Here is a 17,388-nt window from a genome sequence, read left to right on the forward strand (position 1 = left end):
CGGGCACGGGTCGCTAAGGCTGTGACACCTCTCTCGGATCTCACCCCGATGCGCCTGCCGCCGCTGCTTGGACGCTTGTTTTCTTCACTGAGCCGTGGGCTGCAGCACAAGGCCGATGCGGTGGACCGGGTGATGGCGGTGATCGAGTTCGATCTGGATGGCCGCATCCTGCACGCGAACCAGAACTTCCTGTCGCTGATGGGCTACCGGCTGGACGAAGTCGTCGGTCAGCATCACCACATGTTCGTGACCCCCAGCGACCGCGACAGCGAAAGCTATCGACAGTTCTGGCAGGCGCTGCGTCGCGGCGACTTCAATGCCGGGCGGTTCTGCCGGTTGGACAAGAACGGGCGCGAAGTGTGGATCAACGCTTCCTACAACCCGTTGCTGGATCGCGCGGGCAAGGCCTACCGGGTGATCAAGTACGCCACCGACATCACCGCGCAGGTGCGCCAGACCGCCGACTTCGAAGGCCGCATCGATGCGATCGACAAGGTCATGGCGGTCATCGAGTTTTCGCTGGATGGCACGGTGCTCGATGCCAACGAGAATTTCCTTGCGGTGATGGGCTACCGGCTCGATGAGATCCGCGGCAAGCACCATGGCATGTTCGTGGACGCGCAAACGCGGCAGTCGGCGGCCTATCGCGCGTTCTGGGACAAGCTCGGGCGCGGCGCGTTCGACGCGGGGCGCTACAAGCGCCTCAACAAGGACGGCAGCGAGGTGTGGATCCAGGCGTCCTACAACCCGGTGCTCGACGAGCACGGGCGGCCGTACAAAGTGGTCAAGTACGCCACCGACGTGACCCGCCAGGTGATCGATTCGGCCGACGCCGATGGACGCATCCAGGCCATCGACAAGGTGATGGGCGTGATCGAATTCGATCTGCAAGGGCGCGTGCTGAGTGCCAACGACAACTTCCTGGCTATTTTGGGGTACTCCGCCGAGGAGGCGATCGGCCAGCATCACCGTATCTTCGTGGACGCAAGCTACGGCGCCTCCGAGGACTATCGGCATTTCTGGGCGAAGCTGGCGCGTGGGCAGTTCGATGCGGGCCGCTACCGTCGGCTGCGCAAGGACGGCAGTCCGGTGTGGATCCAGGCGTCCTACAACCCGATCCTGGATGTGTCCGGGCGCCCGTACAAGGTGGTCAAGTACGCCACCGATGTCACCGATCAGGTGCGCTCGGCCGAGCGCATGCGTCAGTTGATGCAGCAGACCATGAGCATTGCGCAGAACGTGCAGCGCGAAGCGCACCATATTTCGGTCAGCAACCAGGAACTGGTGAGCCGCTCGTCCACGCAGTCGGCGGCCGTGGCGCAGACCTCGACCACCATCGACCAGCTGGCAGAAACTGTGCGCAGCAATTCCGACAGCGCCGGTTCGGCGCAGCGCATGGCCGAGGCATCGGCCGATGTGGCGCGACGCGGCGCCACCGTCATCGCCGACATGGTCAAGACCACCGCCGGTATTCGCGCGGCCACCGACCGTATCGGCCAGATCATCGAGGTGATCGACGGCATCGCGTTCCAGACCAATATCCTGGCCTTGAATGCAGCCGTGGAAGCGGCACGCGCTGGCGAGCAGGGGCGTGGATTTGCCGTGGTGGCGACCGAGGTGCGTAGCCTGGCGCAGCGCTGCAGTGTCTCGGCAAAGGAAATTCGTGGCTTGATCGACAACGCGACCGACCAGGTGGGCGACGGTTCGCGCCTGGCCGAGCAGGCCGGGGCGGTGATGCAGGACATGGTCGGTTCGGTGCTGCGGGTCACCGCCACCGTGGAGCAGATTGCCGCTGCCAGTCAGGAGCAGGCGCGGGATATTTCCACCGCCAACACCGCGCTGCAATCGATCGGTGTGCAGGCGCGCGACCAGGCGCAGATGGTCGACGATCTGGCGCGCTCTGCACGTGTGCTGGAAGCCGATGCCGACGCGCTGTTTGCTCTGGTCAATGGTGATGGTGATGGTGATGGTGATAGCGATGGCGCCGCAGCGGCGGCTGTCGTGCGCAGCGAGACCCCGAGCAAGCCGCTTGCCAGGCCTGCCAGGCCTGCCAGGCCGCAGGCCGCCTGATCTCGCGCAGTGATGCAGTACTGCGCGGCGTTGGCAATGCGTTGCGTCAAGCGTTGCAGCGTCATCGCAGGCGTCCTGCAATCAGCGTTACTTGAGCACAAAAAAAGCCCGCCGGAAGCGGGCTTTTTGATATCGGCAACTCTCGAGTGTGCAGCGTGCCGGCGTGTCGGCGGCACGCTGCGCGCTGCGCTGGTGCCGCTTACTTTGGTAGGTCGAACACCAGCACTTCCGCATCGCGTGCATCGGCCAGCACAATTTCCGGCTCGTCGGTGATCTGCAGCGCATCACCGGCCGACAGCGCCTGACCATTGACGCTCAGGCTGCCGCGCGCCACCTGCACGTAGCCGATGCGGCCGTCGGCCAGCGGCTGCTGCAGGCGCACCTCGCCATCGAGGATCGAGGCATACAGGCGCGCATCCTGATGCAGGCGCAGCGAGCCATGCTCGCCACCGGGCGAGGCGATCAGACGCAGCTGGTTGCGCTTGCTGTCGGCATCGAAATGCTTCTCCTCGTAGCTGGGCTCGATGCCGCTGCGCTCGGGCATCACCCAGATCTGCAGGAAGTGCACCGGTTCGCTGGCGGAGTGGTTGAACTCGCTGTGGCTGACGCCGCTGCCGGCGCTCATGCGCTGCACGTCGCCGTAGTGCAGCACCGAGCCGGTGCCCATGCTGTCCTTGTGCTCCAGCGCGCCGCCCAGCACGTAGGAAATGATCTCCATGTCGCGGTGGGCGTGGGTGCCGAAGCCTTCGCCCGGGATCACCTTGTCTTCGTTGATCACCCGCAGCGGGCCGATGCCCATGTGGCGCGGGTCGTGGTAACTGGCGAAGGAGAAGGTATGGCGCGAGGACAGCCAGCCATGTTCGGCGCGGCCACGGGTTTCGCTCTTGCGGACATTCAACATGCTGCTTCTCCTTGAAAGGGTTGGTGTCGCCAGGGAATGAATCGGTGTCCCGGCGGCTTGATGGCTAGTCTCTACCTCCGCGCCGGCGCCAAAAAGCGAGTAGATTTGGCCGCTATCATCGAAAAAATCGAACAATGAAAATCAGCCTGGAAGCGTTGCAGATCCTGGATGCGATCGACCGCCGCGGCTCGTTCACGGCCGCGTCCAAGGTGTTGTTCAAGGTGCCGTCGACGATTTCCTACACGGTCTCCAAGCTGGAGGACGATCTGGGCGTGCAGCTGTTCGAGCGGGTCGGCCCCAAGGCGACACCGACCCAGGCCGGGCGCGAACTGCTGCGCGAAGGGCGGCAGCTGCTGCGGGCCGCGCAGGAGTTGGAGGTGCGGGTCCGGCGGGTGGCGTCGGGCTGGGAGTCGGACTTTGCGATCGGGCTGGATGCGATCCTGCCTGTGGCCTTGCTGCAGGCGCAGATCCTGGACTTCTACACGGTGGCCGACAGCACCCGCCTGCGCGTGGTGAGCGAATCCTTGTCCGGCAGCTGGGAGGCGTTGCTGGATCGGCGCGTGGACCTGATCGTGGCGGCGGGCGAGGGGCCGAGCGGTGGTGGCTATGTCGCCGAAGCGATCGGCACGCTGGGCTTCGTGTTCGCGGTGGCCTCCACGCATCCGCTGGCGGGCGCCGGCCTGCTGGGCGCGGCCGAGCTGGCCGAGCACCGTGCGATCGCGGTGGCGGATTCGGCGCGGCGTCTGCTGCCACGCACGGTCGGCCTGCTCTCCGCGCGCGATGTGCTCACCGTGCCGGACATGCAGGCCAAGCTGCAGCTGCAGCTGGCCGGTGCCGGCTACGGTTTTCTGCCCGAGCCGTATGCGCGCGGCGCGCTGCAGGACGGCCGGCTGTGCGCGCTGCAGGTGGAAACCCGTAAACCTGATGAAACCTTCTACCTGGCGTGGCGGCCGGGCGAGGAGGGCGAGGCATTGGGTTGGTGGCGGCGCGCACTGCGCCGCGATGGACTGTTCGATGGCTGGTTGCAGTCGCTTGCCGAAACGTATCGTTCCGTCGCCGCCGGGCAGCCGTGCGTGTGAGGAAGGGCGGATAATGGGCCCTCGCCGTCGCGCAGGGTCGCCGCATGCAAGGCTTGATCGAACAGTACGGATTGGCGCTGGTCTTTGCCAACGTGCTGGCGTTGTCGCTGGGCCTGCCGGTGCCGGCGCTGCCGACCCTGGTGCTGGTCGGTGCCGGCTATGCGCTGCAGGGCGGGAGCGACGCCTGGCTGGCCGGATTGCTGGCGTTGGCTGTGTCAGTGCTGGCAAGTCTGCTCGGTGACCTGGCCTGGTATCTGGCCGGCCGCCGTTTCGGCAATCGCACCCTGCAGTCGCTGTGCCGGCTGTCGCTGTCGCGCGATACCTGCATGAAGAAGACCGAGCGGTTCTTCTCGCGCTGGGGTGTGCGGGTATTGGCGGTGGCCAAGTTCGTGCCTGGTCTGTCGATGGTCTCGGTGCCGATGGCCGGTGCGATGCGGGTGCGCCCGGCGGCGTTCCTGCGCTACGACGCCCTGGGTGCGTCGCTGTGGGCGTTCGTCGGGCTGAGCCTGGGCGCGCTGTTCGCGCATCAGGTGCAGGACGTGCTCGCGTTGCTGTCCGATCTGGGCTCCGGTGCGGTGGTCGTGCTGGCCGCGTTGCTGGCCTGCTACGTCGGCTGGCGTTGGTGGCGGCGGCATGCCTTGCTGCGCTCGCTGGAGCACGCGCGTATCGCGGTGGATGAGCTGGTGCCGCTGCTCGATGGCGACGAGGCGCTACGGCCGACGGTGCTGGACATCCGTGCGCCGGGCTATCGCGATCTGCAGCCGTACACGATTCCCGGCGCGGTGTTTGCCGACGAGCGGCAGCTTGCGCAGATCCTGGCCAGCGTGCCGCGCGATCGCAGTGTGGTGATTTATTGCGCGTGTCCGGACGAGGTGTCGGCGGCGTGGTTGGCCGGTCGGATGCGCGAGCGCGGATATGGCGACGTGCGGCCGTTGCTGGGTGGGCTGGATGCATGGCGCGACGCCGGGCATCCGGTGACCTCGCTGCTGCCGGTGGCGGTGGTTGCCCGTACCAATGATGTGCTGGGCGCAGTGGCCTGACCGCAGTGACGCGATGTCCTGCGGCGGGTGTGCTGGTTTTTGGCAGTTGCTGCGTCGCGTTCGCTGCGTGGTAACAGCGCGGCCACGCCATGCACTCGAACGACAGGCAAAAAAAAGACCAGCAAGCTGGTCGTTTTCTTCAAGATTGGTGCGCCCGGAGAGATTCGAACTCCCGACCGCCTGGTTCGTAGCCAGGTACTCTATCCAACTGAGCTACGGGCGCATTATCTTGTTTTGCCTTGCATTTCTAACTTGCAGATCCGTCGCAGTGCGATCGAACCCTTGTAACTAAAAAGACAGCGGTTAAAGGCTGTCTCTTGTTGTTCTGAAGATGGTGCGCCCGGAGAGATTCGAACTCCCGACCGCCTGGTTCGTAGCCAGGTACTCTATCCAACTGAGCTACGGGCGCGTCGTCAGGAGCGGAATTATGCGGATGCCCGGAGTCCTCGTCAATCCCTTTGTGACATTCGATTGTCGCTACCCTCATCGCCAAGACGCCGGCGCAGCGCGGCGGCCACGGCGGCGGGCGTCTTCATCCATGCGAAGTGATCGCTGCGCGCGCCTAGTTGCGCATCGTCCAAGGCAACACGTTCGGCACGTGCCTGCGGCATTTTCTGCAGCAAGGCCTGCAAGGCGCCGGGCGGGCCGAAGCGGTCGCGTGCGAAGGTCACTGCGCTGATCGGCAGATCGAGTTGGCCCAGTGCCTGCTCGAGATCCCACGACGTGCCTGCCGCACGATAGCGATTGCTGCGACCGACCTGCGCCCAATCGGCGATCAGGCTGCGCGCCTCGGTGCCGCCGAAACCGAGCGTTCGCCCGTGCAGCACGCCTTGCGTGCGTGCCAGCCATGGCAGCAGCCGGAAGATCAGCGGCAGGCCGTAGCGCATCGGCACCGGAAACTTGCGCCAGTACGGCGAGCCGCTGGCGACCAGCCACAGCTGCGCAATCCGTGCCGGCTGCAGCGCGGCATGGCAGCAAGCCAGTTGGCCGCCCAGGCTATGACCGCCCAGCACGCACGGCAGTTGCGGGTCATGCAGGTCGAGCAGCGCGCGGCTGGCGGGGATATCGTCGGCAAGCAGCGTGCGATAGCCCCAGTCGTGCTCGCGCGAGGGGCGCAGGGTGCTGCTGCCGTTGCCGCGCCACTCGTGTAGATACACCGCAATACCGGCGCCGGCCAGGGCGTGCGCGAACGGCTGGTAATGCCGCGCGGCAACGCCCAGTGCCGGCAGCCACAGCAGGCTGGCGATCGGCCGCGCCGGTGCGTGACGCAGCACCTGCCAGGCATGTCCATCCGCAGCGGTCACGGCGATCGTGCTGGCCTGCACGCTCATGGGCTGGGCGCGGCACCGAAATGGTCCAGCACCAGTACCTCGCCGTGCCCTGGGCTGTGGCCGAGGCGGATGGCACGCGCAACGTAGTCGATGGCCGCTTCGCAGGCGTTGAGCAGGGACAGGCCCTGGCACAGCTGCGCGGCAATGGCCGCCGACAGGCTGCAACCGGTGCCATGCGCATCGACCTGCAGGCGCGGATGCATGAACACGTCCTGGGTGACACCGTCATCGAAGCGGTCGATCACCCGCGTGCCCTCGTGCAGGTGACCGCCCTTGAGCAGCACCGCATTGGCGCCGAGTTCGAGCAGGGCAGCGGTGGCGTGCTCGGAGGCATCGGCATCGTCGATGCGGCGGCCGGTCAGCAGTTCGGCTTCGGGCGTATTGGGTGTGATCAGCGTGGCCAGCGGCAGTAGACGCGTGCGCAGGGCCTCCAGCGCGGCGTCTTCGAGCAGGCGGGCGCCACTGGTTGACACCATCACCGGGTCGAGCACCACGAACGGTGGGCGATGGGTTTCGAGCAGATCGGCCACGCAATGGATGACCTCGGCATTGGCGAGCATGCCGAGTTTGACTGCCTGAATTTCGAAGTCCGCAAAGCAGGCATCGATCTGCGCCCGCAGAAACGCGACCGGGGGGATATGCACCGCAGTGACGGCGCGGGTGTTCTGCGCGGTCAATGCGGCGATCGCCGACAGGCCATGCACGCGGTGCGCGGCGAAGGTCTTGAGGTCGGCCTGGATGCCGGCACCACCGCCGGAATCGGAGCCGGCGATGGTCAGGGCGGACAGCGTGCTGGACGTGGTCATGGGGGGATTCTGCACTGCTGCCTGGCGGATGTGCGGATCAGCGCGTGCGCCAGCGACGCCATTGCAGATAGGCAACGTAGCCGGCACCGGTCACTCCGGTGAGGCCGGCCGGCAGGTAGAGCGCGTCGTAGTGCCAGCGCTGGAACAGCCAGGCGCCGAGCATGCTGCCGCCGAGAAAGCCGCCGATGATCAGTCCGCTCAGCGTGAGCCGGCGCACCTGCAGCGGGCGCCCGCGCAGCAGATGCCCCAGGCCGATGCCCAGGTCGGTAAACATGCCGCTCAGATGGGTGGTGCGAACCGCTGCGCCGCTGAGGGTGGTGGCCATGGCGTTCTGCAGGCCGCAGGCGCCTGCGGCGACCAACGCGCCGCCGACATGGTGCAGCTTGAACAGCGGGATTGCGGCCAGCAGCAGCAACGCTTCGAGCAGCAGCGCCGCGCCGTAGCGCTGTCCCAGCCGCAAGACATCGTCCTGGATGATCAGGCCGCTGAGCATGGCGCCTGCGCAGAAGGCGATCAGGATGCCCCAGAGAAAGCCGATCTCCGGTGCGCTGTTCTGCACCAGGGCCACGCCGAGCAGGCTGGTGGTGCCGGTGAGGTGGCTGACCACCTGATGCTCGGAACCCAGGTAGCCGACCACGTTGACCATGCCGGCCACGCCCGACAACGCCACCGCGCCGATCCAGACCCAGCGCGGCAGCAGGATTCCCATCGCCGGTCAGGGTGTGCCGTTGACGGCGATCTGCGAGAACGCGCCGGTTTGCGGGTCGTACAGCGCACCCCAGAAGGCGCTACCGCCATCGCACACCCGGATCGCTTCCTTGGCCGGTTTCACCGGCGGATCGTTCGGGAGTTTGAAGGCGTTGATGTAGATCAACTGCTGGCCCTGGATCACCACGCCCACGTACTGGCGATCGAAATCGCGCGGCTCGGGGATGGTCGGCGTCAAGGCGTCCTGCCTGGATTCGAGCTGTTCGATCTGCTGCTGGCTCGGTGTCCAGTACCCGGTGATCTGGCCCGGATGCCGCGCCGGGCTGTCGCGCGAGCAGGTGTCCAGCACCTGCTCGGCGATGCCCTGGCGGGTGATGACCCAGGACTGCCCGTTCTTGAGGTTGGTCGGCACGCTCGCTGGCGGCGGTGTGGTCGCGCAGCCGGCCAGTGCCATCACGGCGAGTGCCGCCGCGCCGCGCAGCCCGTGCATCACAGTACCTCCGAGGCGAAGTCGGCCAGACGCGAACGCTCGCCGCGCCGCAGCGTGATATGCGCGCTGTGCGGCCAGGCCTTGAAGCGATCCACCGCATAGGTCAGGCCGGAGGTGGTTTCGGTGAGGTAGGGCGTGTCGATCTGTTCGACGTTGCCCAGGCACACGATCTTGGTGCCGGGGCCGGCACGGGTGATCAGCGTCTTCATCTGCTTGGGCGTGAGGTTCTGCGCCTCGTCCAGGATCAGGTAGCGCGACAGGAAGGTACGCCCGCGCATGAAGTTCATCGAGCGGATCTTGATGCGGCTGGCGAGCAGGTCGTTGGTGGCCGCACGCCCCCAGGCGCCGCCGTCCTGGTTGTGGGTGAGCACTTCCAGGTTGTCGGTCAGTGCGCCCATCCACGGCGTCATCTTTTCTTCCTCGGTGCCGGGCAGGAAGCCGATGTCTTCGCCGACGCTGACGGTGGCGCGGGTCATGATGATTTCGCGGTAACGCTGCTGATCCATCGTCTGCGCCAGGCCGGCGGCCAGGGCGAGCAGGGTCTTACCGGTACCGGCGGTGCCGAGCAGGGTGACGAAGTCGATTTCCGGGTCCATCAAGGCATTGAGCGCGAAGTTCTGCTCGCGGTTGCGCGCCACGATGCCCCAGACCGCGTGCTGGCCGCTGCGGAAATCGTCGACCAGGCACAGCGTGGCCTTGCCGCCGCCGACCTTGGCCACGCGCAGCTCCACTTCGTCCTCGCCCGGCAGGTACAGGTACTGGTTCGGATACCAGTCTTCGTCCTCGGCCAGCACGATCTCGTAATGGGTGCGGCCACGCTCGTTCCAGCTGCGCAGGTCCTGATTGTGCTTTTCCCAGAAGTTTTCCGGCAGCTCGATGGCGCCGGTGAACAGCAGGCTGAAATCGTCCAGCGCGCGATCGTTCTGGTAGTCCTCCGCGTTCAGGCCGCTGATGTAGGCCTTGATGCGCAGGTTGATGTCCTTGGACACCAGGATGACCGGCACATCCGGATGCTCTTCGCACAGCGCCAGCACCGAGGCCAGGATCTTGTTGTCCGGGATCATCGCGCCGAAGGTGCGGCCCGGGTCGATCGGGTGGATCTGGAAATACAGCCGGCCGATCGCGGCCTGGCCCTTGAGCTGGATACCCTGCGGATGGCTGAGCAGGATGCCGGCCTGGATCTGCTCGGCGTTGGTGTTTTCCAGCAGTTCGTCCAGGAAGCGGCTGACCTGGCGCGCATTGCGGCTGACTTCGGACGTGCCCTTCTTGGCGTTGTCGAGTTCCTCGATCACCTGCATCGGCAGGAACACATCGTGTTCCTCGAATTTGAACAGCGCGGTGGGATCGTGCATCAGCACGTTGGTGTCCAGCACGTAGATGCGCTTGCCTCGGGTCATTGGGTCTTCCAAGTGATGGAGCAGGGGCGAGCCATCACGCCTGCAGGGCAGGGTGATGGAGGACACGGGAAACCAGGGGGCGTCACTGTCTGGCGTGCGCCTTCAACGCGGCCAGCACGGCGTCGGCGTGGCCGGCGACCTTGACCTTGCGCCAGGCCTGCACCACCACCCCTTCGGGCGAAAGCAGGAAGGTGCTGCGCTCGATGCCGAGCACCTGCTTGCCGTACATGTTCTTTTCCTTGATGACATCGAAGGCGCGGCACAGGGCCTCGTCGCCATCGCTGACCAGCGGGAAGGTAAATCCCTGCTTGGCGCAGAAATTGTCGTGCGACTTCACCGAGTCGCGCGAAACGCCCAGCACGACCGCGCCGGCCTGGGTGAACTGCGGCAGCAGCGCGTTGAAATCCAGGCCCTCGGTGGTGCAGCCGGGCGTGCTGTCCTTCGGGTAGAAGTACAGCACCACCCATTTGCCGGCGTAGCCGCGCAGCGTGGTACTGGTGCCGCCGGACAGCGACAGTGGCAGGTCGAAGCTTGCAGCGGGTAGTTCGAATACAGCGTCGGTCATCGTTGCTCAGCCCTAAGTGGAGGGGCGTACGGCGCGGTCAAGCCGGGCCGACGTCCATCCCATCATAAGCAGCCACGTGGAAACGTTTGGCAAGCGCATCGAACTGCGCATTGCGCTGATTCAGCGACTCGATGGTGTGCTGTTCCAGCTTGTCCACGTGCAGGAAATAGGACTCTTCGTCGTCGCCATCGTCTTCGTCGCGTTCGCCCAGGAAGATATCGATGACCCGATAGCCGTCCTGGGTCAGTTGCTCGGCGAGTTGTTGCAGCGGTTGCTGCGCCGGGTCGGCGAAGAAATATTCCCAGCGCAACGGCCCGTCGAGATTCCAGTCGGTCTCGGAGCGGATGTGCTCGAACATCTGTTTCAGTGCGGAAAGGGCAATGGCCATCGGAACGTCTGCCTCAGAACTTCATCGGGTCCATGATCGCGTCGAGATTGAGGTGATCACAGAATTCCAGGAAATCATCGCGCAACGCGGCGATGTGCATATTGGCCGGCACGCCGATCGTCACCTGCGCCGAGAACATCTCCGCGCCGGTCTGCATGGCGCGGTAGCGCGTGCTCTGCAGGTTCTCGATGGTGATGCCCTGGCGGTCGAAGAAATCGGCCAGCTGGAACAGGATGCCCGGCTTGTCGGCAGCGATGACTTCGACGATGTAGGGCAGCAGGTTGGACTGGGTCTGCTTGGGGCCGGTGCGGTACCACACCAGCTTCAGGCCTTCCTCGCGCTCGAGCCGGGTCAGCATCGCTTCGAGCTTGGCGACCGAATCCCAGGAGCCGGTGGCCAGGGCGGTGACCGAGACATCGCGCCCCACCGTGGCCAGGCGGGCGTCCACGAGATTGCAGCCGCTGTCGGCGATGCGGCGGGTGACGGGCAACAGGGGGGACTCCGGATGCGTCGTGTAGGCGTTGATCAGGAGGTGGTTTTCGGTCGGCGAAGGCCGGGGAGTCGAGTCGGTCAAAGGGGCTTCCGGCATTGCATCAGGCTGAATGGCCGCCCGGGCAGGCGCCCTGGCGGTGACCAGCATACTTGCCCGTGGTTTCGCGCCGCAAGTAACATGCAGGCGGCCACAACCCGCGTGCGCGCGGGCCTTTCCTGTCACGTAAGAGCAGCAGAATTTTGTCCCTTTCCGGCATCATCACCGCGCTGGCGACCCCTTTCGGTCCGGACGGCGCACTTGACCTGGATGCCTGGCGGCGGTTGCTGGAACAGCAACTGCACGGCGGCGTGCAGGGAATCGTCGTCGCCGGCTCCACCGGCGAGGCTGCGGCATTGAGCGACGAGGAGTACGACACCTTGTTGCGCGCCGCGGTTGCGCAGGTGGCCGGCCGCGTGCCGGTGCTGGCCGGTACCGGCCTGTCGGGCACCGCCAAGACCATCGCGCAGACGCGCCGCGCTGCGGCGCTGGGTGCGCAGTACGCGCTGGTCGTGACGCCGCCGTACGTGCGTCCGCCCCAGGCCGGCCTGCAGGCACATTTCCAGGCGGTTGCCGACAACGGCGGGCTGCCGGTGGTGCTGTACAACGTGCCCGGCCGCACCGGATGCGATCTGTTGCCGGAGACGGTTGCCGCACTGGTCGGCCATCCGAATATCGTCGGCATCAAGGAAGCACGCAGCGAGCCGGAGCGCGTCGCCGCGCTGGTGGCGCTGCGCAGCGAGTCCTTCGTGGTGCTCAGCGGTGACGATGGCAGCGCCGCGCAGGCGATGCTGTCAGGTGCCGACGGGCTGATTTCGGTGGCGTCCAACGCGTTGCCGTCGGCGTACCGGCGGCTGTGCGATCTGGCCCGCGATGGCCAGCGCGAGGCGGCCACCACGTGGGACGCACGCCTGAGCGAGTACCACAGTTTCTGCGGGATCGAATCCAATCCCATCCCGGTCAAGGCGCTGCTGCAGCGCGCCGGGATCGGGCACGGCCTGCGTTTGCCGTTACTGCCTCTTTCAGCGGCGCACCAGCCTGCCGCCGACCGCCTTGCCGCCGACGCTGTTGCGTTGGAAGCGCTTTCCAGCCGCGAAATGCTCGCGGCCTGACCCAGGAGATCTATCGATGCGTCATTCCGTTTCCCCCGTCCGCGTGCTCTCGCTCGCGTTGCTGGCGACCGCCACCGTCGCCGCCACGAGCGGTTGCAGCTGGTTCCACAAGGGCGCACGCGGTGACTACGCGCTGGCCCCGGAAGCCCGTCCGCTGGAAGTGCCGCCGGATCTGAACCTGCCCGACACCTCCGGTGCGATGAAGGTGCCGACGCTGGCATCAAGCGCGCAGCAGAACACTTCGGCGCCGCCGTCCGCCAGCGCCAACAGCGGTTTCACCACGCCGGGCGAGCGCGACGAGGTGTTCGCCAAGGTCGGCGCGGCACTGGCCGACATTCCCGGCCTGACCATCGCCAGCAAGGCGCAGATGCTCGGTTCCTACGACGTCAGCTACGAAGGCTCCAGCTTCCTGGTACGCGTGGTGAAGGTCGAAGCCGGCAGCTATGTGTCGGCGGTGGACCCGCGCGGCATGCCGGCCACTGCGGCAGCGCCGGTGGCGGTCATCACGGCGTTGAAGGGCAAGCTGGGCGGCTGAGGCCGCTGCAGCAATCGCAGACAGCAGAACGGGCGCTTCGGGCGCCCGTTTTGCATTCTGATGCGTTGCTGTCGCTTGGTTGCTGCGTTGTCGCCCGGCTGGATGCTGCCAGGCGCTGTTTCAGCGTTGCAGCAGCGGCAACTTGTTCGGCTTGCCATCCCACTCGGCGGCATCGGGCAGCGGCTCCTGGCGCACGGTCAGCACCGGCCAGGCCTTGGCCAGCTCGGCGTTGAGCGCGACGAAGCCTTCCTGGCCTGCCGGGACGTCGTCTTCCGGGTAGATCGCATTGGCCGGGCATTCCGGCTCGCACAGCGTGCAGTCGATGCACTCATCCGGGTCGATGACCAGGAAATTCGGGCCGACGTGGAAGCAATCCACCGGACAGACCTCGACGCAGTCGGTGTATTTGCACTTGATGCAGTTTTCGGTGACAACAAAAGGCATGGCGGAATCCGGCGTTTAGCCTGTCAATTCTAAAGCAGTCCGGTGGCCGGTGTGGGGTTGGCCGGGATTTGTCGGCCTCCAGCCCTGGCCGCTCGGCGCGGTCCTGACCGTCTCCGGTCAGGCCAGCCCGCGCTGCCTGGCCAGCGCGAACAATCCCGTGGCAGCCAGATCTTCCGGATGCAGCTGCGTCTGCACGCCCAACTGCGCCAGCGCCAGCGCGTAGCGCTGCGCCAGGCCGGGGCTGCCGACCAGGTGCACGGTGGCGTGAGTGCCGCGCTGCTCGCGCAGTTCGTGGCCGATCAGCAGGCCCGAGAGGTAGGACGGCAGCGCGGTGGCGGCGAGGCGGTCGAACAGGCCCAGCGTGCGGGCGCCAAACAGGTGGTGGCTGAGGCCGCCGGGCGCGGCGCTGCGGTCGACGCCTTGCGCGAAGGCATCGGTGTCCAGGTCCGCAGGGTCCTCCTGCATCAGCTTGCCCAGGATGCTGTGCTGGCGCAGCACCGCATACAGCTCGCCGGTCATGACGGTGGCGAAACCGGTCAGCTGGCCGTGCGCGATCTGCGCCCATTTGCTGTGGGTGCCGGGTAGGCAGGCGACGTGCTCGCCGTCGCCGAGTGCGGCGATCAGGCCGACCAGCTGGGTTTCCTCGCCACGCATGACATCGGGCACACCGTGCTGCTCGCCGGTGCTTACGCCGGGCACGAACCACAGCGTGCGTCCGGGCAGCAGGTCGGCGTAGCTGCGCATCGCCTGCGCCAGTGCGGTGGTATCGGCCGGGCAGGGCAGATAGGCCTGCTCGACCCAGCCATTGCGGCTGCCGATCATGCCCGACAGCAGCAGCGGGCCGTCCCAGCCGTCGATCAGCGTGCTCAGCACGTCGGCGAAGCGGCCCTGGCAGGCCAGGATGCCGTCGCTGCCGCGGCGTTGCTCCAGCACCGTGCCGTCGGCAGCGAGCAGGTAGCCACGCAGGCTGCTGGTGCCCCAGTCGATGGCGATCATGCGCTGGTCACCCGGCTCTCGGGCAGGCCCTTGATCGGCACGTCGCAGACGTACAGACCGCCGGCTTCCGGCGTGCGCGCCAGTTCTTCGGCGCTGTGGTCCAGGCGCGAGCTGATCACGTGCAGGCGGTCCAGCGTGGCGCCGCCGAGGGCGCTGCAGGTGGGGTGCTTGACCGGCAACTGCACGATGCGCTCGATGCTGCCGTCGGGGCGGTAACGCACCACGCGCCAGGCGCGCCATTGCGCATTCCACAGATGGCCTTCGCTGTCGATGATGGAGCCGTCCGGCTCGGCATCGTCGCGATCCAGCGTGGTGAACACGCGCACGTTGCTGGTCTGCGCAGTGTCGGCGTCGTAATCGCAGCACAGGATCTGCGGGCGCAGCGAGTCGCAGTAATACAGCGTGCGGCCGTCGGGGCTGAAGCAGATCGAGTTGGGGATCGACACGCCCGGCAGCGGCAATGCACGCAGGCCGTGGCGCAGCGAGAACTGGTATATCGCGCCGCGTGCGGCCTTGTGGTCGTGCTCGTCCATGGTGCCGAACACGAGGTTGCCGTTGCGGTCGGCGCGGCCGTCGTTGCTGCGCGTATGCGGGTTGTCGGCTTCGATATCGGCCAGGTGCTCGAGCGGCAGCGTGTCGTCGTTGGCGTTGTCCGGGTCGGCGATGCAGACCGACTTGGCTAGCGCGATCATCACGCGGCCGTCGTCCATCAGGCCGAGGCAACCGGGGCGGTCCGGCAGCGTCCAGTACTGCGTGTGTGCGCTGTGCGGATGATGCCGCCACAGCCGCTTCTCGCTGATGTCCACCCAGTACAGCGCTTCACGTTGCTCGCACCACAGCACGCCTTCGCCATGCGTGCAGCGGCTGTCGACCGCCAGCACGGCGGTGTGTTCGGGCGTGCTTACCATTCGGCGATGCTGCCATCGCTGTGACGCCAGACCGGGTTGCGCCAGTCCGGCGGATTTTCGTTTGCGCGCTTGAGCATGTCTTCGTCGATCTCCACACCGAGCCCGGGCTTGGGCAGCGCGGCGATACTGCCATCGACACACTGAAAATCGTCTTTATTGATCACGTAATCGAGCAGGTCGGCGCCTTCGTTGTAGTGGATGCCGATGCTCTGTTCCTGCAGCACCGCGTTGTGCGAAACGAAGTCCACGTGCAGGCAGGCGGCCAGCGCGATCGGCCCGAGCGGGCAGTGCGGGGCGAAGCCGACATCGTAGGCTTCGGCCATCGCGGCGATCTTGACGCACTCGGTGATACCGCCGGCATGCGACAGGTCCGGCTGCACCATGCCGATACCGCCGGCGCACAGTACGTTCTTGAATTCGAAGCGCGAGAACATGCGCTCGCCGGCCGCCAGCGGAATCGAGGTGCTCGCGGCCAGGCGCGGGTAGTACTCGGCCTGCTCGGCCAGCACCGGTTCCTCGACGAACAGCGGCTTGAACGGCTCCAGCTCGCGCAGCAGCGCCTTGGCCATCGGCGCGCCGACGCGGCCGTGGAAGTCGATGCCGAAATCGATGCTGTTGCCGAAGGCTTCGCGGATCTCGGCGACCTTGACCACCGCCGCATCGACCGCGCGCGCGCTGTCGATCAGCTTCATTTCCTCGGTGCCGTTGAACTTGAAGGTGTCAAAGCCCAGTGCACGGTAGTCGGTGATCTGCTGGATGATCGCGCCCGGGCGGTCGCCGCCGACCCAGCGATAGGTCTTCATGCGATCGCGCACCAGCCCGCCCAGCAGTTCGTACACCGGCACGCCCAGGGCCTTGCCCTTGATGTCCCACAAGGCCTGGTCGATACCGGCGATGGCGCTCATCAGGATGGCGCCGCCACGGTAGAAACCGGCGCGGTACATGGTCTGCCACAGGTCGTTGATGCGCGCCGGATCCTTGCCGACGACGTAGCCGGCCAGTTCGTGCACGGCGGCTTCCACCGAGCGCGCGCGGCCTTCGATGACCGGCTCTCCCCAGCCGGTGATGCCCTCGTCGGTTTCGACCTTGAGGAACAGCCAGCGCGGTGCGGCGTGGTAGGTGGTGAGGCGGGTGATCTTCATCCTTGCAGTTCCTGGTAGGCCTGCACGAAGGCGCGTGCATGCGTCTGGGTCGTTTCGAGCGATTGCGCGGGTTTGTACAGTTCGCCACCGATGCCGGCGCCGGCGGCGCCCTGGGCAAGGAAGCCGGCCAGGGTCTGCGGGCTGACGCCGCCGACCACGTAGACCGGAATGTGCTTGGGCAGCACCGAGCGCAGCGCGCGCACATGCGCGGCGCCATAGGTGGCTGCGGGGAACAACTTCAGGATCGTTGCGCCGGCATCGATGGCGTCGAACGCCTCGCTGGCGGTGGCGAAACCGGCGACCACGGTGAGCCCGCGCGACACCGCATGGCGGATCAGCGACGGGCGCGTATTCGGGGTGACGATGAAGCGCGCACCGATCTCGGCCAGGGTGTCGACATCGTCGTTGCGCAGCACGGTGCCTGCGCCGATCCAGGCGCGCTCGCCGTAGGTCTGCTGGGCCAGGGCGATGCTCTCGGCCCAGCGCGGCGAATTGAGCGGAATCTCGATCGCGTCGAAGCCGGCGTCGATCAGTGCACCGACATGGTCGAGCGTTTCTTCCGGCGTGATGCCACGCAGGATGGCGATCAGCGGCAGGGCGAACAGGCTGGCGGTGGTGTCTGAGGTCATCGTGTTACTCGCGATAGAGCGGAAAGCGGCCGCCAGCGTCCGGATGGGCGCCAGCGTCGGGGGAAGTTGCAGCGCTGCACGGCAGCGCACGGAGGGCGACAGACGGCCGCGACGAGGTGGCTGCTGCACTTGCGTGCGCACTCCAACGGCCTGCAATTGGCCGGCAAGTTGCCGTCATCGTCGTCCACCTCCGCAATCATGGCGTGCGTGTTGCCATCTCGTGGAAGATGGGTCACGTCTGTTCTGGCCGCGCCCGGGAGGTAGGGGCTCCTGCTGCGGCGTTCGATAGCCTCGCGCGGGGAGATATGTGCTGCAAAT

General features: G+C 66.5%; 19 protein-coding genes and 2 tRNA genes. 5 read left to right on the forward strand and 16 right to left on the reverse strand.

What is annotated here, in order from left to right; genetic code table 11:
- Positions 1-75 precede the first annotated feature (75 nt).
- The gene (locus ABQY74_RS09100) at positions 76-2,070 is read left to right on the forward strand and encodes a PAS domain-containing methyl-accepting chemotaxis protein (RefSeq protein ID WP_349794349.1); all 1,995 of its coding nucleotides are present in this window, start codon (positions 76-78) and stop codon (positions 2,068-2,070) included.
- Positions 2,071-2,269: 199 nt separating this feature from the next.
- Here ABQY74_RS09100 and ABQY74_RS09105 read toward each other — a convergent pair whose 3' ends face one another.
- Entirely contained in the window at positions 2,270-2,971 is a 702-nt protein-coding gene (locus ABQY74_RS09105; protein WP_016905008.1) for a pirin family protein, read from the reverse strand.
- Positions 2,972-3,105: 134 nt separating this feature from the next.
- On the opposite strand from ABQY74_RS09105, the gene ABQY74_RS09110 reads away from it, so the two are divergent.
- Together ABQY74_RS09110 and ABQY74_RS09115 are read left to right on the forward strand one after the other, a co-directional pair.
- Positions 3,106-4,050 (forward strand): LysR family transcriptional regulator, encoded by a 945-nt coding sequence (locus ABQY74_RS09110; RefSeq protein ID WP_104570444.1) that lies wholly within the window; start codon positions 3,106-3,108, stop codon positions 4,048-4,050.
- 44 nt (positions 4,051-4,094) lie between these two features.
- Positions 4,095-5,090 carry a DedA family protein/thiosulfate sulfurtransferase GlpE gene (locus ABQY74_RS09115; RefSeq protein ID WP_349794270.1) on the forward strand — a complete coding sequence of 332 codons (996 nt, stop codon included), beginning with the start codon at positions 4,095-4,097 and terminating at the stop codon, positions 5,088-5,090.
- A gap of 146 nt (positions 5,091-5,236) precedes the next feature.
- Here the strand turns inward: ABQY74_RS09115 and ABQY74_RS09120 are convergent.
- From ABQY74_RS09120 to ABQY74_RS09165, 10 genes are all read right to left on the reverse strand, one after another.
- Positions 5,237-5,313: transfer RNA gene (locus tag ABQY74_RS09120), tRNA-Arg, on the reverse strand.
- Positions 5,314-5,422: 109 nt separating this feature from the next.
- A tRNA-Arg gene (locus ABQY74_RS09125) sits at positions 5,423-5,499 on the reverse strand.
- 40 nt (positions 5,500-5,539) lie between these two features.
- Complete coding sequence (locus ABQY74_RS09130; protein WP_104594687.1) at positions 5,540-6,421, reverse strand: alpha/beta fold hydrolase; 882 nt, start codon at positions 6,419-6,421, stop codon at positions 5,540-5,542.
- Positions 6,418-7,227 carry a bifunctional hydroxymethylpyrimidine kinase/phosphomethylpyrimidine kinase gene (gene thiD / locus ABQY74_RS09135; RefSeq protein WP_161961428.1) on the reverse strand — a complete coding sequence of 270 codons (810 nt, stop codon included), beginning with the start codon at positions 7,225-7,227 and terminating at the stop codon, positions 6,418-6,420. The genes ABQY74_RS09130 and thiD overlap by 4 nt, the downstream gene beginning before the upstream one ends.
- Before the next feature lie 37 nt (positions 7,228-7,264).
- On the reverse strand, positions 7,265-7,936 hold the full coding sequence (locus ABQY74_RS09140) for a YoaK family protein (RefSeq protein ID WP_104559241.1): 672 nt from the start codon (positions 7,934-7,936) through the stop codon (positions 7,265-7,267).
- A gap of 6 nt (positions 7,937-7,942) precedes the next feature.
- On the reverse strand, positions 7,943-8,425 hold the full coding sequence (locus ABQY74_RS09145) for a hypothetical protein (protein ID WP_349794267.1): 483 nt from the start codon (positions 8,423-8,425) through the stop codon (positions 7,943-7,945).
- Positions 8,425-9,822, reverse strand: a complete 1,398-nt coding sequence (locus ABQY74_RS09150; RefSeq protein WP_024939790.1) for a PhoH family protein — start codon at positions 9,820-9,822, stop codon at positions 8,425-8,427. The genes ABQY74_RS09145 and ABQY74_RS09150 overlap by 1 nt, the downstream gene beginning before the upstream one ends.
- An 82-nt stretch (positions 9,823-9,904) precedes the next feature.
- Positions 9,905-10,387: a peroxiredoxin gene (locus tag ABQY74_RS09155; RefSeq protein WP_047128581.1), complete on the reverse strand. Its 483-nt coding sequence runs from the start codon at positions 10,385-10,387 to the stop codon at positions 9,905-9,907.
- 37 nt (positions 10,388-10,424) lie between these two features.
- A complete protein-coding gene (locus tag ABQY74_RS09160; RefSeq protein ID WP_047125509.1) occupies positions 10,425-10,775 on the reverse strand; it encodes a ribonuclease E inhibitor RraB in 351 nt (116 codons plus the stop codon).
- Between the two features lie 13 nt (positions 10,776-10,788).
- Positions 10,789-11,415, reverse strand: coding sequence for a glycine cleavage system protein R (locus tag ABQY74_RS09165; protein ID WP_002813792.1), 627 nt, complete (start codon positions 11,413-11,415; stop codon positions 10,789-10,791).
- Positions 11,416-11,507: 92 nt separating this feature from the next.
- Here ABQY74_RS09165 and dapA point away from each other — a divergent pair, with 92 nt between their 5' ends.
- Together dapA and ABQY74_RS09175 are read left to right on the forward strand one after the other, a co-directional pair.
- On the forward strand, positions 11,508-12,416 hold the full coding sequence (gene dapA / locus ABQY74_RS09170; protein ID WP_228600960.1) for a 4-hydroxy-tetrahydrodipicolinate synthase: 909 nt from the start codon (positions 11,508-11,510) through the stop codon (positions 12,414-12,416).
- Between the two features lie 16 nt (positions 12,417-12,432).
- A complete protein-coding gene (locus ABQY74_RS09175; RefSeq protein ID WP_026064956.1) occupies positions 12,433-12,951 on the forward strand; it encodes a hypothetical protein in 519 nt (172 codons plus the stop codon).
- A gap of 120 nt (positions 12,952-13,071) precedes the next feature.
- Here the strand turns inward: ABQY74_RS09175 and fdxA are convergent, their stop codons facing one another.
- The 5 genes from fdxA to ABQY74_RS09200 form a co-directional block, all read right to left on the reverse strand.
- Entirely contained in the window at positions 13,072-13,395 is a 324-nt protein-coding gene (gene fdxA, locus ABQY74_RS09180; RefSeq protein WP_006453280.1) for a ferredoxin FdxA, read from the reverse strand.
- Between the two features lie 117 nt (positions 13,396-13,512).
- Positions 13,513-14,391, reverse strand: coding sequence for a 2-dehydro-3-deoxygalactonokinase (locus tag ABQY74_RS09185; RefSeq protein ID WP_349794264.1), 879 nt, complete (start codon positions 14,389-14,391; stop codon positions 13,513-13,515).
- On the reverse strand, positions 14,388-15,299 hold the full coding sequence (locus ABQY74_RS09190) for an SMP-30/gluconolactonase/LRE family protein (protein ID WP_349794262.1): 912 nt from the start codon (positions 15,297-15,299) through the stop codon (positions 14,388-14,390). The genes ABQY74_RS09185 and ABQY74_RS09190 overlap by 4 nt, the downstream gene beginning before the upstream one ends.
- Positions 15,293-16,441 carry a galactonate dehydratase gene (gene dgoD, locus ABQY74_RS09195; protein WP_024939784.1) on the reverse strand — a complete coding sequence of 383 codons (1,149 nt, stop codon included), beginning with the start codon at positions 16,439-16,441 and terminating at the stop codon, positions 15,293-15,295. Before dgoD ends, ABQY74_RS09190 begins: the two co-directional genes overlap by 7 nt.
- Entirely contained in the window at positions 16,438-17,070 is a 633-nt protein-coding gene (locus ABQY74_RS09200; RefSeq protein WP_039520823.1) for a 2-dehydro-3-deoxy-6-phosphogalactonate aldolase, read from the reverse strand. Before ABQY74_RS09200 ends, dgoD begins: the two co-directional genes overlap by 4 nt.
- Between the last annotated feature and the right edge of the window lie 318 nt (positions 17,071-17,388).

Origin of the sequence: Xanthomonas sp. WHRI 7064 (genome assembly GCF_040202355.2) — a bacterium.
GTDB classification, from domain to species: domain Bacteria; phylum Pseudomonadota; class Gammaproteobacteria; order Xanthomonadales; family Xanthomonadaceae; genus Xanthomonas; species Xanthomonas arboricola.